We start from the raw sequence: 21,115 nt of genomic DNA, 5'->3' as shown, positions 1-21,115 counted from the left end.
TGCTGTATGAGTAAAAGAATATCCATGATTGTATGGAATGAATTCCTTAATGATGCACGAGTATTAAAAGAAGCACAAACACTACAGCAATCTGGCTACCAAGTTAGTATTTATGCTCTCCATACTCCCGGAGTTACGCAGGAACATGAAGTATTACCTGAAGGTATACATGTAATACGGATAGGAAGGAGTCCTTTATGGAAATTCAGAAAAAATAAAACCTCAGCTTCAAGGAAGAATGTTACTACAACACCAAACAAACCTAAGTCTATGGCTGCACACAGGCAATTACTGAGACTCGCAGCACGAACGTGGACACATTGCGGTCTTTGGTATGGCCTGATTAAGAGTAAGCCAGATGCTATTCATGCTCACGATGTAAACGTCTTACCGACAGCATGGTTAGCATCAAAAATCAGAAGAGTACCTTTGGTGTATGACGCTCACGAGATAAGCACCAGCCGCGAAGGTTATCAATCCTTTAGAAAAATCGTAGGTTGGATCGAAAAAAAGATCATGCCTAAGACTGCTGGGACCATTACAACTACGGACATGCGAGCCAAATATTTTGCGCTAGCATATAAAATAGAGCGCCCTTTAGTACTGCAAAACAGACCTCGCTTCATTGCATCTGAAAAGCAAAGCGATTACTTACATGAGTATTTAAACCTACCTGAAAAAAGCTGGCCTATTGTCTTATATCAGGGAGGATTACAGCCAGGTAGAGGGTTACGAAAGTTAGTTCAAGCCGCCGCCTTAGTACCTAACTGTTACTTCGCCTTCATTGGCGGAGGGCGACAGGCACTTGAACTTCACAATCTTACAGCATCGCTCAACTTAGAAAACCGTGTTAAATTTATTCCTACGGTCCCATTAGCAAAGTTACCTCTGTTTACGGCTTCCGCTGATGTAGGAGTTCAACCAATAGAGAATACATGCTTAAACCACTACACGACTGACTCTAATAAACTGTTCGAGTATGCATTAGCTGGCATTCCTGTATTAGCAACAGATTTTCCTGAAATTCGTAAAATTGTAACATCTTTTGAAATCGGTCAAGTCGTCAAGGGACAGTCGTACCATGCCTTAGCTGACACATTAAGGCTTATGTTGAATAATCCAGAGCAACTGAATAAATATAGAAACAATGCAATAAAGCACAGAGAAAACTTATGCTGGGAAGAACAAGAGCATAAATTAGTTAATCTATATCGTTCTGTTTTGGGGGAATAGTGGTAGTCAAACGCCTCCTCATTTTGAGTTATTATTATGAGCCAGATCTATCGGCCTGTTCATTTCGAACCACAGCTTTAGTTAGGCATCTGACCGAGAAGTATCCAGAGTTGGAGATTGATATTCTAACGACTTTGCCCTCTCGTTATTCTTCTTACAGACCCACAGATGTGAGTAGCATTGAACAAAGTAATGTTCACGTTCATCGTATTGCAGTACCTGAGTTCAATGTGGGACTTAAAGGCGAACTAATCTCAGGATTATACTATTATCGGCAAGTTATGAAATTTACCAAAGGAAAACATTATGACTTGGTATACGGTACTAGTTCAAAACTTGCAACAGCTACACTGGCAAAAAGAATCGCCTCCCAAACGTCAGCCCGTGTTTTCCTCGATATTCGCGATTTATTTGTTGAAAATATACGTGATATGTTTAACCCAATGCTCAGTCGCATGCTCTTGCCAACGCTAAAACTAGTTGAAAAATATACATTTTCAAACGTTGACAGAGTGAACATCGTATCAGAAGGGTTTAGACAGCATATTGAGCGTTATGTTGACAGCAATAAAATTAGCGTGTTTACCAACGGCATTGATTGTAGCTTTATTCCACTGGATAAACCACAATACCATCAACCTAAAGGAACGACTATCAGACTCGTCTACGCTGGTAATATTGGACGCGCGCAAGCCCTGGAAAAAATAATACCTAAGCTGGCAAAGCGCTTAAAAAACAATATCGAAATAACTATTATCGGAGATGGACGTAAGAATGCGAAACTTATCTCGGTATTGCAAAGTGCAAAGCTAACCAATGTCATTGTTCATCCACCAGTACCTAGAGATGAACTACTTAATTATTATAGTCACGCTGATGTTTTATTTTTGCACCTGGATTCTTGTGCATGCCTAGAGCATGTTATTCCTTCTAAAATTTTTGAGTATGCAGCAACGGGACTTCCACTGCTTTGTGGTGTACAAGGTTATACTAAACAGTTTATCGAACAAAATGTTTCAAACGCCAAAGTTTTCATACCGAATGATGTGGAACACTGTATTACCCAATTAAAAAGCCTTAATCTAAAACAGATAACCAGAACAGAATTTATACAACAGTTCTCTCGAAATAATATTATGAATGGTATGACAAAAGAGATTGGCAGGCTTCTATACGTAGCAGAAAACCATGAATAGGTTCCGTATATTAAACTCACTACGCAATTATGATTAAACTAGATAACTTAACTAAATACTACCCTTCCCAGCTAGGCAATCAGTATATCTTCCGAAATGTATCTTTCCGATTTCCAGAAGGTCATAATGTTGCAATTCTTGGCTCAAATGGTGCTGGTAAGTCAACGTTATTCCGTATTATTGCGGGTAGTGAATATCCTAATTCAGGAAAAGTAATCACTGACAAAGCCATTTCTTGGCCGGTTGCTTTGGCAACAGGTATTCATCCTCAAATGACAGGAAGAGAAAACACCCGTTTTATCGGTCGTGTCAATGGAGTAGCAAATCTAGATGAATATGAAGAGAAAGTTAAAGCATTCGCCGAGCTAGGTATAAAGTATGACTTGCCAGTAAAAAGTTATTCCAGTGGTATGCGCTCCCGTCTAGCTTTTGGGTGCTGTATCGCAATTGACTTTGATGTTTACCTCATTGATGAGGCTACATCGGTAGGGGACCAAAAATTTCGTAAAAAGGCAAAGCAAGCGTTACTTAACAAGAGCAAAACCGCTAATGTCATCATGGTTAGTCATGATATAAAGGAAATTCGAGAGTTTTGTGATAGTGCTGTTATTCTACACAAAGGCAATTTAACTTTCTACCACGAGCTAGAACAAGCGCTAAAGATATACAGATCTCTATAATGTCAGAAAATAGTTAATATTTTCAATAAAAACACTGAGAGCCAACCCCGTCACCAACCAATGTGAGGAAAGATGAAAAACCTGCAAGGTTACGTTACAATTGAGCGATTGTCTGTATGTACTACTATATAATAATTTACAAAACGCCGTGCCTAGCTTTAACATGTTACTCTTGATTTTAGTTTCACTCACTATCTCGACTTTTAGCCTCCTTTCCTTGAGAAAAGTGGCTTTAGCTTTTGGATTAGTAGACAAACCAGACGTAAGGAAGCGACATCAAGGTGATGTCCCTTTTATTGGGGGAATTTCTCTTTTTATTACACTTACAGCCGTCTCTTTAATTTCCCCTGAGCTCATTCCTAACAGAGATTATTTTCTTGTGTGTGGTTTGATTTTGACGTGTATTGGAACGCTAGATGATAAGTTAGATATCAATGCAAAAACTAGGTTAATATTGCTTTGTGCCATCTCTGTTTGTTTGGTGCTCACTAAAAACATTTCCCTTACAAATCTAGGTAATCTTTTTGGTGAAGGTGATGTAGTTCTCTCATACGGAGATACTCTGTTAACAACCGCAGCTGTGATCGGTTGTATTTCTGCCTTCAATATGGTCGACGGAATTGATGGATTACTAGGAGCGCTCGCATCCGTCGCTTTTGGGGCTTTAGCGTTTTTATTTTATTCTGCCGGTAACACTCAACTCACTATTTTTTGTATTATTTTCATAACATCGCTATTTCCCTACATTTTATTCAACCTCGATTTGATACCAAAGCGCTCATTTAAGGTCTTTATGGGTGATTCTGGAAGTTTTTTGATCGGTTTCACAATCATTTGGTTGATAATACACAGCTCTCAAAAGGTAGACGGGGGGGCACTTGTACCTATCATGAAACCTGTGACTGCGCTTTGGATTATTGCCCTACCCCTTATGGATATGGTCATTGTCATGATGCGCCGAATAAGAAAAGGAAAGTCTCCTTTAAAACCAGATAGACTGCATCTACATCATATCTGTACACGACTAGGCCTATCTTTTCGTCAAACATTGATGCTGCTTTTTACTATTTCCTCTTGCCTTGCACTCTTTGGAGTATGGGGGCAGATGTCTGACAAGCCCGAAAGCATTATGTTTTTGCTATTTCTATCCGCCTTTCTTATTTATATCCTAATCATGAATAACATATGGCGCTTTACTGTTTTTGCTAGGAAAGCAAAAACTAAAATAAGTACATCGTCTACAATTAGCTAGCACTTATATAATTTTAATGTTTATTACTATCAACATCATAATAAACCACAAACAAGCTTCGATTCTAGCAATCATACTTTGAGGCATCGATAACCGAGTAAGATAGCCAGCTTTCTGAATAGAAAGCTAACTTGTAATCTTTCAGTTATTTACAAATACCAATTACCTAGCCTAAAATACCTATTGAGCTCTATATAAGCTCAAACATCGATGTTTTAAAAACGTATACACAAGGATCAACAATGAAAAATACAGCTCTAGCTATTCTTATGGCTCTAAGCGCATCAACTGCATTTGCAGCAGAAGAAGCAGGTTCAGCAGGCGCAGCTTCTGCATCTGCAACAGGCACAACAGCTGTAGCAGTAGGTGCGGCAGCAGCAGTAACTGTAGTAGCAGTTGCAGCGTCAGATAGCGATTCAACATCTACTTCAACATCTACTTCTACTTCTACTTCTACTAACTAATTTCGTTTTGTAGACAGAAGATAATCGCCCTGAATGATTCAGGGCGATTTTATTTGCAAGAGGGATCAATGAACATCTTCAGAACGTCCAAATGGATACAACTACTCCTCACTCTTCCGCTACTAGGTTTGCTCTTTGGCTGCACACAGAAATTCAATGATGTTTCAGCAACCGTCCAAGAAGCTTACGGTAACTACATCGATGTAGAGATGACCCCAGAAGAAATAAATGCCGTTCCTTATGCCAGTGCCTATTTGAGACTTGGGAATCAAAAACAGGTCTTTGTTGTTTTAGCTTTTGCAGAGCAAAACCCTCTCAATGGAAAAACACAACTAAAATGGGTAAGTGCTGACAAAGCTATGATCGTTACGGAGAATGGGCATATCGTCAAAACGATAGGTCTACAGAATGGGGACTTAGCGGGTGTTTATGGTGATGTGCCAGATTTTTCTTCTGATTCAGCCTCTGCCAACTACGCACTCTCATACGACTGGGCGACACAATATCGTTATGGCTTTCCAGCAAGTGTGACTCGTTCTTACTCTGGTCAAGAAACGTTGACGACACCAATGTCTAGCGCGACGACCAATGTATATAAAGAAACTGTTGAGTTTAGTAGTCTTTCCCACAGTGTCGAGAATATTTATTGGGTTGATGAACTAGGTCAGGTTGTTAAAACCTTACAATATTTAGGTCCTAATATGATTCCGGTTGAGTTGACCATTTTAAAGGGGTATCGTAAATCATGAGCAAGCGACTAATCACATTATTCTGTTTGGTCATGCCACTTTTGAGCTCATATAGTTTAGCTCAAACAGAAACCTCTACAACACAGTCATTAAATGTTGAGTTGCTGGAGGTAGGCAAACAGCTACAATTTCGAGGGCCGGCTCGTTTAGAAAGCGTATTAGCACTTGCTAAGGAGCAAAGCTTCTCACTGCAATACTCTCTTGGTACGACTTTGTTTGATAAATCAGATCATGCCGAGAAAACCTCTACCGCTTTAAAGAACTCGGTACTCAATCAAATGATTCAACACAATTTGGTTGCACATCCATTCTACAAATTTATTCAGAAGCAAAACTTTGCACCACGCTTACTGTCTGCGATCGATGTTGATAAAATTCGACTAGATAAATTCGACAACCCTCTGTTGCACGGCGATTACCTTCTCGCAAGCCCTATACGTGAAGAACAAGTGTATTACTTAGGAAACCTAAATAGCGTGTATTCCATCACGGCTCAAGCAGGCATCCCCTTGCAAAGACAAATAGAGAATTTGAAAGGTAGCATTGGTACGTTGTCAACGCCGCCAGTGTTAATCTATCCAGATGGTCACGTAGTTAAGCCTCATCATGGCGCCTGGTTAACGACACAATATTACTTACCACCTCTGACATTGGTATATATCCCGTTTGGTGATCTTGAACGTTCTGAAATTGACCAAGATATTGTCCGCCTACTCACTCAACTGATACCAAATTCCGCAAAGAGACCACAATGATGCCAATTAGAAAAAGCTTAACTCTTTCTTTAATGGGCCCAGCATTGGTTTGGGCTCAAGAAGTACCCTTTGAGGCTCCCTCGTTACAGCCTTCTCAATCTGATTTTGGTGGTGTTGGCTTAATGCAGATGCCAACCGGACGTATGGCTCCTGAAGGGGAATTCAACTTTTCTGTTACCGGTAGTGATGAGTACCTTTTTTACAACGTTACTCTGCAACTAATGCCTTGGTTAGAAACAACCATTCGTTATACTTCGGTGCGAGATTTGCTCTATAGTAAGGATCCTAGTTTCTCGGGAGATACAAACTATACAGATAAAGGTATTGACTTTAAAATTCGATTGCTAAAAGAATCTCAGTATATTCCTGAGCTATCACTGGGTGTTCGAGACTTTGCTGGTACCGGCTTATTCGATGGAGAATACATAGCAGCTACGAAGCGGTATTCCAACTCTGAGCTAGGGACCTTTGATTTTACTTTAGGTATGGGCTGGGGCTACCTAGGAACTAGAGATACGGTCACAAACCCTTTTTGTAAAGCATCAGACAAATTCTGCGATAGACCTTCAGAATTTCTATCTACTGGCGGAACAACTAACTTCGATAGAGCCTTTAAAGGCCCTGCTGCCCTTTTTGGTGGTATTGAATATCAAACTCTTCATAAGCCTCTTCGCTTCAAGCTTGAATACGACGGTAACGATTACAGCACAGACTACCCTGTAGTTCAGGCCGGTGTAGATATGTCTCCCCACACGCCATGGAACTTTGGTGTGCTCTATCGTCTAGGAATGGCCGATTTTCGTTTAAGTTATGAACGTGGAGACACGCTGGTCGCAGGCTTAACGCTAAACACTAATTTCAATGACATGCCATCATTCTGGCGAGACACACCAACACCAGAAGTAGAAAGCAATCAGCCAGAAGAACTGTCTGATGTTGACTGGGAACGTGTAACAGAAGATTTAGACAAAATTGCAGGTTACCAAAACACGCGCATTTATGTTGATGACAACACCGTAACTGTCGTTGGTGAGCAGAAGAAATATCGTGACCGTACAGAGGCACATGAAAAAGCGGCAGCTGTACTCCATAATGAAATGCCTGACGATATTGATACCTATGCGATCAATGAACGCAGCCGAGGCTTAGTCGGCGAACAAACGATTATTTCCAAAGAGAAATATCGCGACTTTACACAAGTTAATTACATCAATCCGAAAATAGAAGATGCAACCGAAAAAGCTAGCAATAAGCCTAGTGGAGAGTCTGTCTATGATGGTTTTGAACGTTTTGATTGGAGTTTTGCACCTAAGCTTGTTCAAACTCTCGGTAACGCAGAAGATTTCTACCTCTTTAGTGTAGGGCTAAGCGGTAATGCCTCATACTGGCTGACGGACAACCTTGAAATTGGCGGTTCGTTATACTGGGATTGGTATAACAACTACGATAAGTTTATCTATGTCACTCCACCTGATGGCACTACCGTTCCTCGTGTTCGCACCATGTTCCGCGCTTACCAAAATGAACATGCTGTAACCATGTCAAACCTACAATTGACTTGGTTCCAAGAGTATTCCAATACGATGGACCAGCAATTCTACGCTGGCTATCTGGAGAGCATGTTTGCCGGAGTCGGTACCGAGTTTCTTTACCGACCACAAGGAGCTAACTGGGCGATTGGCGCTGACGTCAACTTAATTTCTCAACGTGATCCACAAAGTTACTTCGGTGTTTACGATGAGAAATGGCAAAACGTGCCAGAATATGGACGTCCGTTCCAAGTTATTGATAAAGGATTCACTGGTTTTGTATCTGGTTACTACTACCCTCAATGGGAATTCCTGCAAGATTTGATGATCCAAGTCGATGTTGGTCAGTTCCTAGCTGGCGATGTTGGTACACAAATCAATGTTTCTAAGCAGTTCAAGAGTGGCGTAATTGCTGGCGCCTTTGCCTCATTTACAGACTTGTCTGCGGATGAATTTGGTGAAGGTAGTTTTACTAAAGGTTTCTACTTGTCGATTCCGTTTGACATCATGACCGTTAAGCCAAGTAACAATCGTGCGAACTTTAGTTGGCAGCCTCTTACTCGTGACGGAGGGCAGAAGCTCGGCCGCAAATACAGCTTAATTGAGTTAACCGACGAACGAAATCCTTGGTACCAAAGACCTAACCGTTCGGATGTGGAATAATAAAGTAATCAAGGGAGCTGAGGCTCCCTTTTTCATATCTAGATACTGAGCAATAGAAGACTCAAACCTATCTTCCTGCTTCCAATAGCGCTACTTTTCGTTTCTTGCTAGAATTCCTGAGAAAATTTTAATCTATGGTGGAAGTTCTATGATCATCGTAACTGGTGGCGCTGGCATGATCGGCAGCAACATTGTTAAAGCACTAAACGAAGCTGGTATTAACGATATCCTGGTTGTCGACAACCTAAAAAATGGCAAAAAGTTTAAGAACTTAGTTGATCTGGACATCACAGATTACATGGATCGTGACGACTTTCTGACCCAAATTATGGCGGGCGATGATTTTGGTCCGATTGAGGCAATTTTCCACGAAGGTGCTTGCTCTGCAACGACTGAGTGGAATGGTAAGTACATGATGCTAAACAACTACGAGTACTCTAAAGAGCTGCTTCATTACTGTTTAGATCGCGAGATTCCATTCCTATACGCTTCTTCAGCAGCCACTTACGGCGATACAGATACTTTCGTTGAAGAACGCGAATACGAAGGCGCACTGAATGTATACGGTTACTCGAAACAGCAGTTTGATAACTACGTTCGTCGCCTATGGCAAGACGCTGAAGAACATGGTGAGACCCTTTCTCAAATCACCGGCTTCCGCTACTTCAACGTATATGGCCCACGTGAAGACCACAAAGGTAGCATGGCATCAGTTGCGTTCCACCTCAACAACCAACTTAACGCAGGTGAAAATCCTAAATTGTTCGCGGGCAGCGAATCATTCAAACGCGACTTCGTTTACGTTGGTGATGTCTGTAAAGTAAACCTGTGGTTCTTAGAAAACGGCGTATCAGGCATTTTTAACTGTGGTACTGGCCGTGCTGAATCTTTTGAAGAGGTAGCAAAAGCAGTTATCAAGCATCATGGCAAAGGCCAAATTGAAACCATCCCATTCCCTGAGCACCTAAAAGGCGCTTACCAAGAATTCACACAAGCGGATCTGACCAAACTGCGCACCGCAGGCTGTGATGTTGAATTCAAGACAGTTGCAGAAGGCGTTGCCGAATACTTGACTATCCAAAACAGTTAAGCACCACAAGGTGGCAGAACCATAACCTGCCACCTTTACTCAAGTGCAATAGCCTGTATCATTCCTTAATATCTTTTTTCTCATTTAAACCACTTCGCCAGTACACGAATAGGTAACTAGACACGCCATGACCATAAAACGTGATGACTTCGACCATAAAGCATATAACCCTGAGTTTAAGCGCCACTTCCTGTCGCCTAAGTACTGGGGCACGTGGTTAGGTGTTCTCTTATTTTTACCTTTATCATTAATGCCACTGGGTTTACAAAAGTGGTTGGCGAAAACCATAGCCAAAAAACTGTCGAAATCCCACAAAGGGCCAGCTCACCGAGCGAGGGTTAACTTTGAGCTGTGTTTTCCAGAAAAGTCGTTCCAAGAACGTGAAGCTTTAATAGAAAAAACACTCTACACAGCAGCCATGTTCTTTTTTCGCTTCGGGTTACTAAGTTTACGCTCACCAAAGTGGCTTCAGAACCGTTGCCAAATTCGCGGCCTAGACATTTTACGACAGCACATTGATAACAACGAAAATGTGATTTTAATGGTTCCCCACTCTTGGGCTATCGATGTGCCTGCTATCTTGCTCGCTTCAATGGGAATGCCAGTTTCTGCAATGGCGAAAAAGCAAAAGAATGATGTTGCCGACTGGCTGATGCACAAGCAAAGAGTTCAATACGGTGGCCGTGTTTATGAACGCTCAGGTGGCATTAAGCCTTTTCTGAAATCCATTCGAGATGGCTATGTAGGGTATTATCTACCCGATCAAGATCACGGCCCAGAGCATAGTGTGTTTGTCGATTTTTTTGCCACACGTAAAGCAACGCTACCTGGTTTAGGCAAAATTGCAAAACTATCACGCTCAAAAGTATTGCCTCTATTTGCGTCGATGAACACAGAAGACGGTACGTTTGATATTGAGATTTTACCGGCGTTTGAGCTGGATAAAGGCGAAGAGCAAGACGCTCGTACCTGTAATGAAGCCATTGAATATTTTGTCGGTGATAAGCCCGAACAATATATGTGGGTACTGCAGTTGCTGCACTCTCAAGAAGACGGCAATAACTATTACAATATCTTTAAGCCTAGATATGATACTGATTGGCAAGTAAATAAATGAAAAAGATTTTAATTATTGGCCCTGCGTGGGTCGGCGATATGGTAATGTCGCAATCGTTATATATCGTATTAAAGCAACGTCATCCAGATAGCCAAATTGACGTTATCGCTCCAGGATGGTGTAAACCGATTCTTGAGCGTATGCCTGAAATCCACCAAGCGATTGAAATGCCTATCGGTCATGGTGAATTTAACTTATTAGGCCGCAGGGAAATTGGTAAATCATTACGTGAAAAGCAATATGACCACGCCTATATCTTGCCTAAATCGGCGAAATCAGCACTGATCCCATGGTTTGCCAACATTCCTCTTCGTACTGGCTGGAAGGGAGAAATGCGCTATGGTTTATTGAATGACTTACGCCCCAACATGAAGTCTTTTCAATACATGGTAGAACGCTATGTAGCATTAGCTTATCCAAAAGCAGAGATGGTGGACTCCAACTCCCTTGGCGGGCTTGAAACCTTGCCCCGCCCACGCCTTGCAATCAACGCGGCTGAGCAACAAGCCACGCTCAAAAAGTTCAACTTAACGCAAGACCAACCAATCATTGGACTGTGCCCAGGAGCAGAGTTTGGTCCTGCCAAAAAATGGCCCGAAACACACTACGCTGAAGTTGCGACGCAAATGGCTCGATCTGGGCATCAAATCTGGTTGTTTGGTTCTCAAAAAGACTTAGAGACTTGTAACAATATCCGCGCACTTGTCCCGACGCAATTCCATGAGAACATTCATGTTCTAGCAGGCCAAACCAGCTTAATTGAAGCGGTCGATCTACTTGCTGCATGCAAGGCTGTTGTCGCGAATGACTCAGGCTTAATGCATGTGGCTGCTGCGGTTGGTTGTAATGTTGTTGCCGTGTATGGCTCAACTTCACCGAAGTACACCCCCCCACTCGCAGAAAAAGTGGAGATTGTTCATACCGATATTGATTGTCGCCCTTGTTTCCAGCGTGAATGTCAATACAAACACCTTAAGTGCTTGACAGAACTTTCGCCTAAGCAAGTGCTAGATAGTATCCAAAAACTTGACGCCATTACGATAAGCTCATGTTAGTTCGTATTGTTTATACCTTACTACTCGCTCTAGCATCACCGCTGCTTTTATTTGGTTTGTACAAGAGCAAACCAAATAAGCCTAAGTTCGGCTCTCGCTGGAGAGAGCACTTTGGCATAACTCCCAAGCTAAAAAGCAACGACAAACCTATTTGGATACATTCCGTATCTGTTGGTGAAAGCATAGCAGCAACACCTTTAATCAAAGCCCTTAAGGAACAAAACCCCGAACAATCTATTCTAGTTACTACAACAACAAGTACCGGAGCTGAACAGATTGCTAAGTTGGGTGATTTAGTTGAACACCGCTATATGCCAATTGACTTTGGGTTCGCTATCAAAGGTTTTCTTAAAGCAGTGCAACCAAAACAGATGTTGATCATTGAGACTGAGCTGTGGCCAAACACGCTTCACAATGTTCACAAAGCGGGTATCCCTATAACTGTCGTGAATGCGCGCCTATCTGAAAAATCGTGTAAGAACTACGCCAAAATACAGCGGCTTTTTAACCAACTTCATCCATGCCTAACTCAAGTACTCTGCCAAACAGCTTCAGATGCCGAGCGCTTTGAACGCTTAGGCGTCGAGAAAAAGAAACTATCCGTTACCGGTTCTATTAAGTTCGATATTCAAATATCAGAGCAAGTGAAACAGCAAGGACAGCAGCTTCGAGCCCAGCTTGGAGACGATCGTCCGATTTGGATTGCCGCTAGCACCCACAAAGGCGAGGACGAACAGGTATTAGATGCACATAGACAAGTTTTAAAATCTCATCCAAATGCTTTACTCGTTTTGGTTCCTCGCCATCCAGAACGATTTGATGATGTATTCACGCTTTGCCAACAGCAAGGCTTTAACACTGTGCGTCGTACTTCAACGCATGCAGTAGAGACAAATACTCAAGTATATCTCGGCGATACTATGGGTGAGATGCTAACTTTGATGGGTGCAGCAGACATCTGCTTTATGGGTGGCAGTCTAATCGGAGATAAAGTCGGTGGACACAATGTGTTAGAGCCAGCAGCTCTGGGAGTACCTGTAATCACCGGACCAAGTTATTACAATTTTACAGAAATTGTTAATCTTCTTAAAAAACATTCGTTCTGCAATATCATTACAAAAGTTAACGAACTCAGTAACTTGATAGATAATCACTTTTCATTAAGTACAAACTCTATAAGTTTGCATAGTGCAAATTTCATCGCTAATTATACAAATGTTGTGAATAAAATAGTAACAATAATCTTTGAGAAAAAATAATGAAAAACATCATTACGTATAAGAGAATTCAATCTAATTATGAGAACGTATGTTACGTAAACTCAATTTTCGCACTTTTTTTATACTTATATATTAATAAAGGGGGCCATAATACACTGTTCGTTAGCCATATTGACTTCCAGGCTCTGTTAGCGAATAGTAAGTTAGATAACGTAGTCATTGTTAACACTAAGCTCAACAAAAATTGGGACTCTTTTCTTTACAAAATGGGACTTCTACAATATGACATTACAACTCTAATTAAAAAGAAAAAGTTTTTTGGTCACGATCACCTAACCTATGCGTTTCTATTCGATTTATCTCATGGCTCAGTTCTAGAAGATGGTGCTGGAAACTATAATGGCCCAATACCATACAAAAAAAGAGTAAAACGCGCTTTAAAAGGCAGAGTTGTCTCTCCTTTGGGCTATGGAAATAAAATAACTAGCATCTATTTATCAAAACCAGAACTTGTAGACTCTCAATTACAAAGCAAAACAAAAGTCTTCGATGTTGTTGATATGTTAGACTACACCAGAAATTTTAGTTTGCAGATGATCCTAACGCACAGCTTCGAGTCTCTTAGTGGAAAAAACATTTTATTTACTCAACCTATCAGCGATCTGGTGACGGAAGATGGAAAAATAGAGCTGTACAAAGAAATTGCTGAGAAATATAACATTACAGTAATAAAGCCACATCCTCGCGAATGTACAGATTATACTAAGCACTTTTCTTGTTTGGTTCTAGATAAATTTATACCAGCTGAAGTTCTTATTTCTCCAGATGATAAAAATGTTCATCTTTATACTTTGAACTCAACCTCTGTACTGAACCTAAAAGAGGTCAATGATAATATACAAGTTGATTTACTTGCACAGGATCTACACGATTTCCTTACTCAATGGAAAACAGACAAAAACCTGAAATAAGAAAATTTGAACCATTAAGTAATATAATGCCTTGTAACAAGGCATTATATATCAGTTCGTTTTGCCCATAAAAAACTCAGCCAATTCAAAATCCAACTTCTGATCGATATCAAAAGAGACTCGGTTATCCATAACATAGGCGTATGACTTAGCGGTATAATGAATTTTTTTTTGTTCCAGCAGATCTCTGGCATCAAAAATGTATATCGCTCCATTTAGTCGGTAAAACTCTCCGAGGTCTTGTGAACGATTAAGTGCTTCTGGCCTCAAAAATCCCCCCATCGAACCATCTTCCGGAAGCGTGTTCGACCATAGCGGGGAGTGCTCACATGGTGTAACAGAAACCACTGACAAAGCTTGCTTTTCTATGAACAACTCCAGAGCTTCATTAATGTGCTGAGTGGTGCGTAAAGGGGATGTCGGTTGTAACAAGACAAGTATCTCATCACCTTTACCAAACTTTTCAAGCGTGTAAATCAACACACTTTCTGTTTTCGCTGTATCAGAAGCCAAATGTTCCGGCCGCAATTCAGGAACTTCAGCCCCGAATTGTAATGCAATATCTGCGATTTCTTGATCATCAGTACTCACCAAGACTTTGTCGATGTATGGGCAATTATTCGCAGCATCAATAGACCAAGCAATTAAAGGTTTACCGTTTAGCGGTAACACATTTTTTCTAGGCAAGCGCTTACTACCCCCACGAGCAGGAATGAGCGCAATTACTTTTTTACCATCGATCACTACAGTACACCTAACGTATGGATATCTGCTTGAGCGCGATTAAAATCATCCATTCTACCAATGTCAAGCCAGTACTCGTGAATTGGAAACATGAGTACATTTTCACGTTCATTCATATGTTGCTCAAGTAAAGTCGGCATATCAATATGATGATTTTTCGGTACGGATTGGATGACTCTCGGAGATACAACGTATATTCCGGCATTAACAAAAAAACGTTGGATTGGTTTTTCTACCATGCTGGTAATTCTATTGCCATCGCCATTGATGACACCATACGGGATCTGATAATCATATTCACGGACACACATCGTTGCATCAGCTTGATTTTCTGTATGGAACTCCAGAAGTCGCTGAAAATCAACTTTCGTTAAGACATCGCCATTCATCATTATTAATGGCAGGTCTGCTGGTAAGTCCTTAGGTAGCAAACCCAAAGCACCACCAGTACCTAACGGAGACTCTTCATAAACGTAGGTGATATTGACCCCGAGCTTAGAGCCATCACCAAAATACTGCTCAATCTGCTCCGGCATGTAATGAGTAGAAATATAGAAATTAACAAAACCAGCCTTAATGAAGCTTCGAATAACCGTTTCTAAAATAGGCTTACCACCAATTTTGAGCATTGGCTTAGGACATGTATCAGTCAGAGGTTTCAACCGAGTCCCGAAACCACCAGCCATGAGAAAAACGGGATTTTGATAGGTTGGTTGACGTAGCGCACCGTGCAAAGTTTCTAAACCAACCACTTTTCCGTTTTTTATCAATGGAATAGAAAGAACGCTACGGCTCTCCATTGCTGAAATTAACTCTTCACGAGGGGTGTTAATGTTAGCCGTCAATGGGTTAGTGTTCATCACTTGCGCTACATCAGCAGTCAAAGGCAAGTTTTTAAGCAACCCACGACGAATATCACCATCCGTAACGACCCCCAAAAGATGGTCATTATCGTCAACAACTAGCACAACTCTCAACGCTTCATTGTTTATAATTTCTAACGCATCAAGTAATGAACTGGTTGGCTTAATTAAAACATTTTTCCAACAATGACTCATGCTTAACCTATTTTCTAAATCATTTAAAACTTTTCATTGTTACCCTATATGGGTAACAGATCGTATCCATTGGCACATTTTGAGTGATTGTCGCTCCAGCACCTACAATAGAGTTTGTATCTATTCGGACGTTTTGAATCACCGTAGCCCCAGCTCCAATATAAACATTATCGCCAGTCAGAACTTGACCACACAGCGTTGAACGAGGGGCCAAATGGTTAAAAGATCCAATATCACAGTCATGCTCAACTATAACGCCAGTATTCACTATTGTATGGCGACCAATTCTGGCTCCGGCTTGAATAATGGCACTGGAAAGAATTTGCCCCCCCATATGAACTTCCGCAAAAGGAGATACTTGAGCAGAAGAGGCAATCACTGTTTCGAACTGGTACCCACTCGCTGTATAAAACTCAGTTAGCTTGCTTCTTAAGCCCGATTTGGGGAGAGCACCAATGCCATTGACTAGCAAAACTTCGTTACAATCAAACCTAAAGACATCTTCGTCTTTGCGAAAATGGGGTAGCTCGTGAAAAATGCCGCGCTCACTCAGCTCATCCGGGCAAATAACCGCCAAGATCTCTCTTTGCTGCTGTAGAAGTACATCCACTAGTACACTAGCGTGACCACCTCCACCAATAATGACGAGAGGCTTCAAGCTCTCTCTATTCAAAGATTAAATCTCCTGCTTGATAAGCCTTACTGGCTGGCTTATCCAGTAGTTCCCAAAATTTATAAGGAGAAAGGCCCGTGCCAGGGCGTTTTATAGTCAGGTTATCCTGAGTAAAAACTTCACCTACAGCGATGTTCGTCGCTGCAATCAAGCTCTTCCTAGCTACCGCTTTGTTCTTTACCTCAGAAACCGTTGGGCTTTTCACTCCAACACCTAACGCAACTTCCACCTGACGAATAGCTGAAACCATTGCAGTCAACTCGCTCGGCTCGAGCGAAGCTTTATGATCTGGCCCTTCCATATTCTTATCTAGAGTAAAGTGCTTCTCTATTAGTACCGCTCCGCGAGCAACTGCCGCAATTGGGATTGTGATGCCTTCACTATGGTCAGAATAGCCAGCGGGTAGTTCAAAGGCGTTAGCAAGAGTATCCATCGCCTTAAGGTTTATCTCTTCCATTGGTGCAGGGTATTCTGTCGTACAATGCAGTAGCGTCACTTTTTCTTTTAAGGCTTTTTGCCCCACTTCAGAGGCATAAGCTTTTTGAAAATTTAGCTCACTTGGCGTGGCATTTTGATCGGCAGTGTAACCAAAAGCAATCACTCCCAAAACAGCTTCTATTTCCGAGAGTGTAGCCATTCCTGTAGAAACAATGAGATCACAACCTGTACGTGCATGTTCTAAAACTAGAGGGGCGTTAGTAATCTCGCCCGACGGTATTTTTAATCGGGTGAGATTCAAATCGTTAACAAGGAAATCTAGACTCTCAGAGTCAAAAGCTGTCGATAGAAACTCAATACCGATTGACTGACAATGCTCTACTAGTTGGTGATGAACATCATAAGAAAGTTCTAACCGACTAAGCATCGCAAGTTGAGACTCTTGCTTTTGCGTATTTGCTACTTGATATTCAGCTTGTTTTGCTTCAGCTGTAACTAAGTTTTTAGCTTTAAAAGTTTGAAACTTAACAATATCAGCACCAGCTTTATGCGCCGCATTGACTAGCTCAAATGCCAACGTCTCATCACCATTGTGATTTACACCAGCTTCAGCAATTATTAATGTCATAGAGTCTCTTTATATCGTCTTTAAATCTACAATGGAATAATTATACATTATCAAAATCTAGGTCGAAAAAGGCTTTACTCGGCTCAAAACGCAAAGTCTTAATCATGTCAATCACCTGCCCGCTTGTATCGCCTTGCCCATAAGGATTTAAGACAACCTCGTTGCTATCGCTTTTGTAAGCTCTCTGCACAGCCGCACTTATTGAAGCAGAAATATCTATCTGATTAGGCTTACAATTTAGGACACTCTTGGCGGCCAAACGCCCTTTTTGTCTTGAACCAATATTAACGGTAGGTACATCAAAAGCAGGCACTTCGATAATCCCACTCGAAGAGTTACCAATCACAGCAGCTGCATGCTTTACCGCACTCAAGTAACGTACTTGCCCAAGAGATGGAATAGCTAATACACGTTGTGGGTTAGCTTGAGCATATTGTTCCAAAATAGGGATAATACGTCGTCCTCCATCATCAGCATTCGGATAAGTAAGGATTACTTGATGATTGGGAAATTCATCTAATGCGCCTAAAAGCGCTTGAAAGCTTGCCTCAGGCTTCTCATCACCTAAGGTCACTGGGTGATATGTAACCACAAAAAATGGTTGAGTTAGGTTAAAGGCAAGTGACTTAGCAAGCTCATCTACCGTCATAAACGTTGCGCGTTTTAGGTGGTCTAGACCGATAGCACCCACATTTTTTACTCGGTCGGGCGACTCACCTAACTGAATAACACGCTGCCTGTAATCCTCTGTGGACGTAGCATGCAAATAGCTTAATTTGGTAATCGCATGGCGTATTGCATCATCATACGCTCCTTCAGTGATCTCCCCACCGTGCAAGTGAACTATAGGGATACGCAGTATCATTGCCGTTTGTGCTGCGGCAAGAGCTTCAAATCGGTCGCCTAAAATGACCAATACATCAGGTTGCAGTCTTGAAAGAGCATCAGCAAAGCCAAGTACTCCTAGTCCCATACTTTTCGCGGTCCCAACTGCCGAATCGGATGAAAGTAGAATCTCAATTTTTTCATCAATGACAAAGCCGTCTTGCTCTATCTGTTGATAAGTTTCGCCAAACTCTGGCGAAAGATGCATACCAGACACCAAGAGCTGAAGTTTCAACTCAGGATCATCTTGAATATCCTTTAGAAGCCAGTAAAGCAGCCCGTACTCTGCTCTCGTCCCGGTAAACACGGCGACTTTCTTTTGCTGCTGTGTCATGTTTAATCTTGCCTTAACGATTTAGTGCAACTGGAGTGCTTGGTAAGTTAATTAAATGCGCCTCGATGAACTCTGAGTGACTTAAATCACCACGCAGTGCACTTTCAAACATCGGCAAACGATGCATCAACTTCCAAATTGGACGAGTCATCACGCCCGCGGCATTAGTCTCTTGTAATATCGCTTCTCGCGATTCGATATCCGGACAAATGATCGCATTGAGCCAGTAGTTTGAGTGTGCGTACTCAGGCTCGGTCACAAACTGAACATCGCTACCAGAGAAGAAAGCTTGATACTGCTTTGCTAACTCACGCTTTTGTGCCAAGTACGTTTCTATCACTTCCATCTGCGCACAGCCAAGTGCAGCATTTAGATTTGGCATACGATAGTTAAACCCAGGTTCATCGTGATAAAACTCATAAGGATGAGGTACTTTCGCGGTCGTAGTCACATGCTTAGTATGTTGGCCTAACTCTTTGGTCTTACACAACACTATACCACCACCACCTGTCGTAATAATCTTATTGCCATTAAAGCTAACCGCACCAAAATCACCAATCGTTCCAGTGTGTTGACCTTTATAAAAAGATCCTAAGCTTTCTGCCGCATCTTCAACCAAATTAAGCTGCCACTTGTGACAAATCGCAATCAATTCATCTAACTCAACGGGATGACCAAACGTATGCATGGGCACAACAGTCCTAATGCGTTGACCCGTTGTTTGATGAAAACACCCTTCCTCTGTAAGCTTTGCGTGTTCCATTAAGTAAGCATCAACCGCTTTAGGGCACAAACCAAGACTAACTTTTGAAACATCAACAAAAATAGGCTCGGCCCCCATATGATAAAGGGCATTGCAGGTAGCCACAAAAGTGAGGGCCTGAGTGATCACCAAATCACCACGTTGCACACCTGCCATATACAGCGCAGCATGCAATGCAGCAGTACCATTAACAGTTGCTACCGCTTTTTCACTGCCAGTGTATTGCTCTATTTTCTGTTCGAATTGATCAACAAACTTACCGACGCTTGATACAAAAGTACTGTCAATAGTCTCCATCACATACGCTTTTTCATTGCCTTGGAAAGCTGGCGCGTGTAATGGAATAAAGTCTTCGGTTTTATACGTATCTTGCACAAATTCAACAATCGATGTTGGATTCATCATTCGCTCCGCTTACATCTTGCTGTCTAGGTATTTTCCCGTTTCTTTGTGGCCAAAGTCGGGAATCATGGTAAAGAACAATTCTACAATTTGCTCCTTGTTCCACTCACGTTTATCTTTCATCTCAGCAATGCTTTGCTCGAACAAAGTCAAAAGAGCTTGTTCGAAAAGAGGTTCATTTTTGATGATGCCTAAGTTTTCAAAGCGTTCCATATCAAGGACTTCTTTATCCGTGAAGAACTCCTCAAAATCTTTCTCACCCGTAGTATCACTTTCTGTAAACAAGCAAGGCCATTTACCTTGCTCAGGTAAAGTTTTCGCCAGTTCACGAGCCTCATCTTCACTGCTACAGAGATATGGTTCATAACCCAATTGCTCTAGATATTTCACTGCAATATCAGCAAATGAAATTAAGTGAAGCGCTTCACTCAATTTAGGGAAAAAGATGTCTCGGTTTTCACCAAAAATACAAGACATCAGGCAGAGCTCACCCGACTCTTGTGGCGTTACGAAATAGCGCTTTATGTCATTAGGAGCAACAATAGGTTGACGCTTTTGAATACGTTGATTGAAGCCGTGCAGTAAAGAGCCGTCAGAAAATGCGACATTGGCAAAGCGAGCGGTTGAAATCGACATTTGCTTACTTCTACGCATCAAGAACATCTCCATAATGCGCTTAGACGCTCCCATCATATTGACTGGATTTGCCGCTTTGTCTGTCGATACACAGAAATATTTCTTCGCTCCAGATTCTATTGATTGCTGGATGGTCTTATCTGTATTGAATATATTCACGTCGATCATACGCATAAGTGTGAAAGGATCTTTTTCACTGCGCACGTGTTTCAGCGCTGACAAGTTCAACACGTAGTCAAACTGCCCATCCGATTTGATAAACGCATCGTACTCAATGGAACCAATATCCAATGCGAATGTTTGAAAATCGCCATCAATGTAACCAAAAGAGCTACGAATATCACGAACCAACTCAACCATATTATTTTCACTAATATCAACAACATGAAGTTTCTTTGGGTTACGTTTAAAAATCTCTTTCGTGACCGCTTGACCAATAGAGCCCGCCCCACCTAAGACAAGAAAGCGAGATTCAGAGACAATCTTTGACAATTCAACTTCTTGATTTGAGATGTCTTGAGTGAATAAAGCATCGGTACGACCGATAAGAGAGAGAATATTGCTCATATTTAGCCTTGAA

20 protein-coding genes are annotated in these 21,115 nt (G+C 41.6%); 13 read left to right on the top strand and 7 right to left on the bottom strand.

What is annotated here, in order from left to right; translation table 11 throughout:
• Window positions 1-24 precede the first annotated feature (24 nt).
• The 13 genes from ACZ5ZC_RS09010 to ACZ5ZC_RS08950 all read left to right on the top strand — a co-directional run bounded on the left by ACZ5ZC_RS09010 (window position 25) and on the right by ACZ5ZC_RS08950 (window position 13,974).
• Complete coding sequence (locus tag ACZ5ZC_RS09010; RefSeq protein ID WP_134647634.1) at window positions 25-1,233, top strand: glycosyltransferase; 1,209 nt, start codon at window positions 25-27, stop codon at window positions 1,231-1,233.
• Window positions 1,233-2,429 carry a glycosyltransferase family 4 protein gene (locus tag ACZ5ZC_RS09005; protein WP_054867820.1) on the top strand — a complete coding sequence of 399 codons (1,197 nt, stop codon included), beginning with the start codon at window positions 1,233-1,235 and terminating at the stop codon, window positions 2,427-2,429. Before ACZ5ZC_RS09010 ends, ACZ5ZC_RS09005 begins: the two co-directional genes overlap by 1 nt.
• 29 nt (window positions 2,430-2,458) lie before the next feature.
• Window positions 2,459-3,109, top strand: a complete 651-nt coding sequence (locus tag ACZ5ZC_RS09000) for an ABC transporter ATP-binding protein (protein ID WP_054867819.1) — start codon at window positions 2,459-2,461, stop codon at window positions 3,107-3,109.
• Window positions 3,110-3,272: 163 nt separating this feature from the next.
• Window positions 3,273-4,361 carry a UDP-N-acetylglucosamine--undecaprenyl-phosphate N-acetylglucosaminephosphotransferase gene (gene wecA / locus ACZ5ZC_RS08995; RefSeq protein ID WP_134647630.1) on the top strand — a complete coding sequence of 363 codons (1,089 nt, stop codon included), beginning with the start codon at window positions 3,273-3,275 and terminating at the stop codon, window positions 4,359-4,361.
• A 242-nt stretch (window positions 4,362-4,603) separates the two neighbouring features.
• Complete coding sequence (locus ACZ5ZC_RS08990; protein ID WP_005535462.1) at window positions 4,604-4,825, top strand: hypothetical protein; 222 nt, start codon at window positions 4,604-4,606, stop codon at window positions 4,823-4,825.
• A gap of 68 nt (window positions 4,826-4,893) precedes the next feature.
• Window positions 4,894-5,574: a YjbF family lipoprotein gene (locus ACZ5ZC_RS08985; RefSeq protein WP_464931847.1), complete on the top strand. Its 681-nt coding sequence runs from the start codon at window positions 4,894-4,896 to the stop codon at window positions 5,572-5,574.
• Complete coding sequence (locus ACZ5ZC_RS08980) at window positions 5,571-6,329, top strand: capsule biosynthesis GfcC family protein (protein ID WP_054867817.1); 759 nt, start codon at window positions 5,571-5,573, stop codon at window positions 6,327-6,329. The genes ACZ5ZC_RS08985 and ACZ5ZC_RS08980 overlap by 4 nt, the downstream gene beginning before the upstream one ends.
• Window positions 6,326-8,521, top strand: a complete 2,196-nt coding sequence (locus tag ACZ5ZC_RS08975; protein WP_464931846.1) for a YjbH domain-containing protein — start codon at window positions 6,326-6,328, stop codon at window positions 8,519-8,521. The genes ACZ5ZC_RS08980 and ACZ5ZC_RS08975 overlap by 4 nt, the downstream gene beginning before the upstream one ends.
• A gap of 148 nt (window positions 8,522-8,669) precedes the next feature.
• The gene (gene rfaD, locus ACZ5ZC_RS08970) at window positions 8,670-9,611 is read left to right on the top strand and encodes an ADP-glyceromanno-heptose 6-epimerase (protein WP_054867816.1); all 942 of its coding nucleotides are present in this window, start codon (window positions 8,670-8,672) and stop codon (window positions 9,609-9,611) included.
• 127 nt (window positions 9,612-9,738) lie between these two features.
• Window positions 9,739-10,728 (top strand): lauroyl-Kdo(2)-lipid IV(A) myristoyltransferase, encoded by a 990-nt coding sequence (gene lpxM, locus ACZ5ZC_RS08965; RefSeq protein ID WP_006742508.1) that lies wholly within the window; start codon window positions 9,739-9,741, stop codon window positions 10,726-10,728.
• Window positions 10,725-11,783 carry a lipopolysaccharide heptosyltransferase II gene (waaF, locus tag ACZ5ZC_RS08960; RefSeq protein WP_182036248.1) on the top strand — a complete coding sequence of 353 codons (1,059 nt, stop codon included), beginning with the start codon at window positions 10,725-10,727 and terminating at the stop codon, window positions 11,781-11,783. The genes lpxM and waaF overlap by 4 nt, the downstream gene beginning before the upstream one ends.
• Window positions 11,777-13,042, top strand: coding sequence for a lipid IV(A) 3-deoxy-D-manno-octulosonic acid transferase (gene waaA, locus ACZ5ZC_RS08955; RefSeq protein WP_006742510.1), 1,266 nt, complete (start codon window positions 11,777-11,779; stop codon window positions 13,040-13,042). The genes waaF and waaA overlap by 7 nt, the downstream gene beginning before the upstream one ends.
• Complete coding sequence (locus ACZ5ZC_RS08950; protein ID WP_006742511.1) at window positions 13,042-13,974, top strand: glycosyltransferase family 52; 933 nt, start codon at window positions 13,042-13,044, stop codon at window positions 13,972-13,974. The genes waaA and ACZ5ZC_RS08950 overlap by 1 nt, the downstream gene beginning before the upstream one ends.
• A gap of 51 nt (window positions 13,975-14,025) precedes the next feature.
• Here ACZ5ZC_RS08950 and ACZ5ZC_RS08945 read toward each other — a convergent pair whose 3' ends face one another.
• Genes ACZ5ZC_RS08945 through ACZ5ZC_RS08915 form a run of 7 tightly spaced genes read right to left on the bottom strand, consistent with a single transcriptional unit; the run spans window position 14,026 to window position 21,102 of the window.
• Window positions 14,026-14,718: an acylneuraminate cytidylyltransferase family protein gene (locus ACZ5ZC_RS08945; RefSeq protein ID WP_006742512.1), complete on the bottom strand. Its 693-nt coding sequence runs from the start codon at window positions 14,716-14,718 to the stop codon at window positions 14,026-14,028.
• Complete coding sequence (locus ACZ5ZC_RS08940) at window positions 14,718-15,776, bottom strand: nucleotidyltransferase family protein (protein ID WP_017449102.1); 1,059 nt, start codon at window positions 15,774-15,776, stop codon at window positions 14,718-14,720. The genes ACZ5ZC_RS08945 and ACZ5ZC_RS08940 overlap by 1 nt, the downstream gene beginning before the upstream one ends.
• A 19-nt stretch (window positions 15,777-15,795) precedes the next feature.
• Entirely contained in the window at window positions 15,796-16,449 is a 654-nt protein-coding gene (locus tag ACZ5ZC_RS08935) for an acetyltransferase (RefSeq protein ID WP_464931845.1), read from the bottom strand.
• Window positions 16,442-17,515 (bottom strand): N-acetylneuraminate synthase, encoded by a 1,074-nt coding sequence (neuB, locus tag ACZ5ZC_RS08930; protein ID WP_134647617.1) that lies wholly within the window; start codon window positions 17,513-17,515, stop codon window positions 16,442-16,444. Before neuB ends, ACZ5ZC_RS08935 begins: the two co-directional genes overlap by 8 nt.
• 40 nt (window positions 17,516-17,555) lie before the next feature.
• Window positions 17,556-18,734 carry a UDP-N-acetylglucosamine 2-epimerase gene (gene neuC, locus ACZ5ZC_RS08925; protein ID WP_464931844.1) on the bottom strand — a complete coding sequence of 393 codons (1,179 nt, stop codon included), beginning with the start codon at window positions 18,732-18,734 and terminating at the stop codon, window positions 17,556-17,558.
• Window positions 18,735-18,747: 13 nt separating this feature from the next.
• Complete coding sequence (locus ACZ5ZC_RS08920; RefSeq protein WP_054867841.1) at window positions 18,748-19,899, bottom strand: LegC family aminotransferase; 1,152 nt, start codon at window positions 19,897-19,899, stop codon at window positions 18,748-18,750.
• 12 nt (window positions 19,900-19,911) lie between these two features.
• Window positions 19,912-21,102 carry a UDP-N-acetylglucosamine 4,6-dehydratase gene (locus ACZ5ZC_RS08915; protein WP_464931843.1) on the bottom strand — a complete coding sequence of 397 codons (1,191 nt, stop codon included), beginning with the start codon at window positions 21,100-21,102 and terminating at the stop codon, window positions 19,912-19,914.
• Window positions 21,103-21,115: the final 13 nt, after the last annotated feature.

It is taken from the genome of Vibrio sp. JCM 18905 (assembly GCF_055393305.1).
This window is presented reverse-complemented; position numbering and strand designations above follow the sequence as displayed.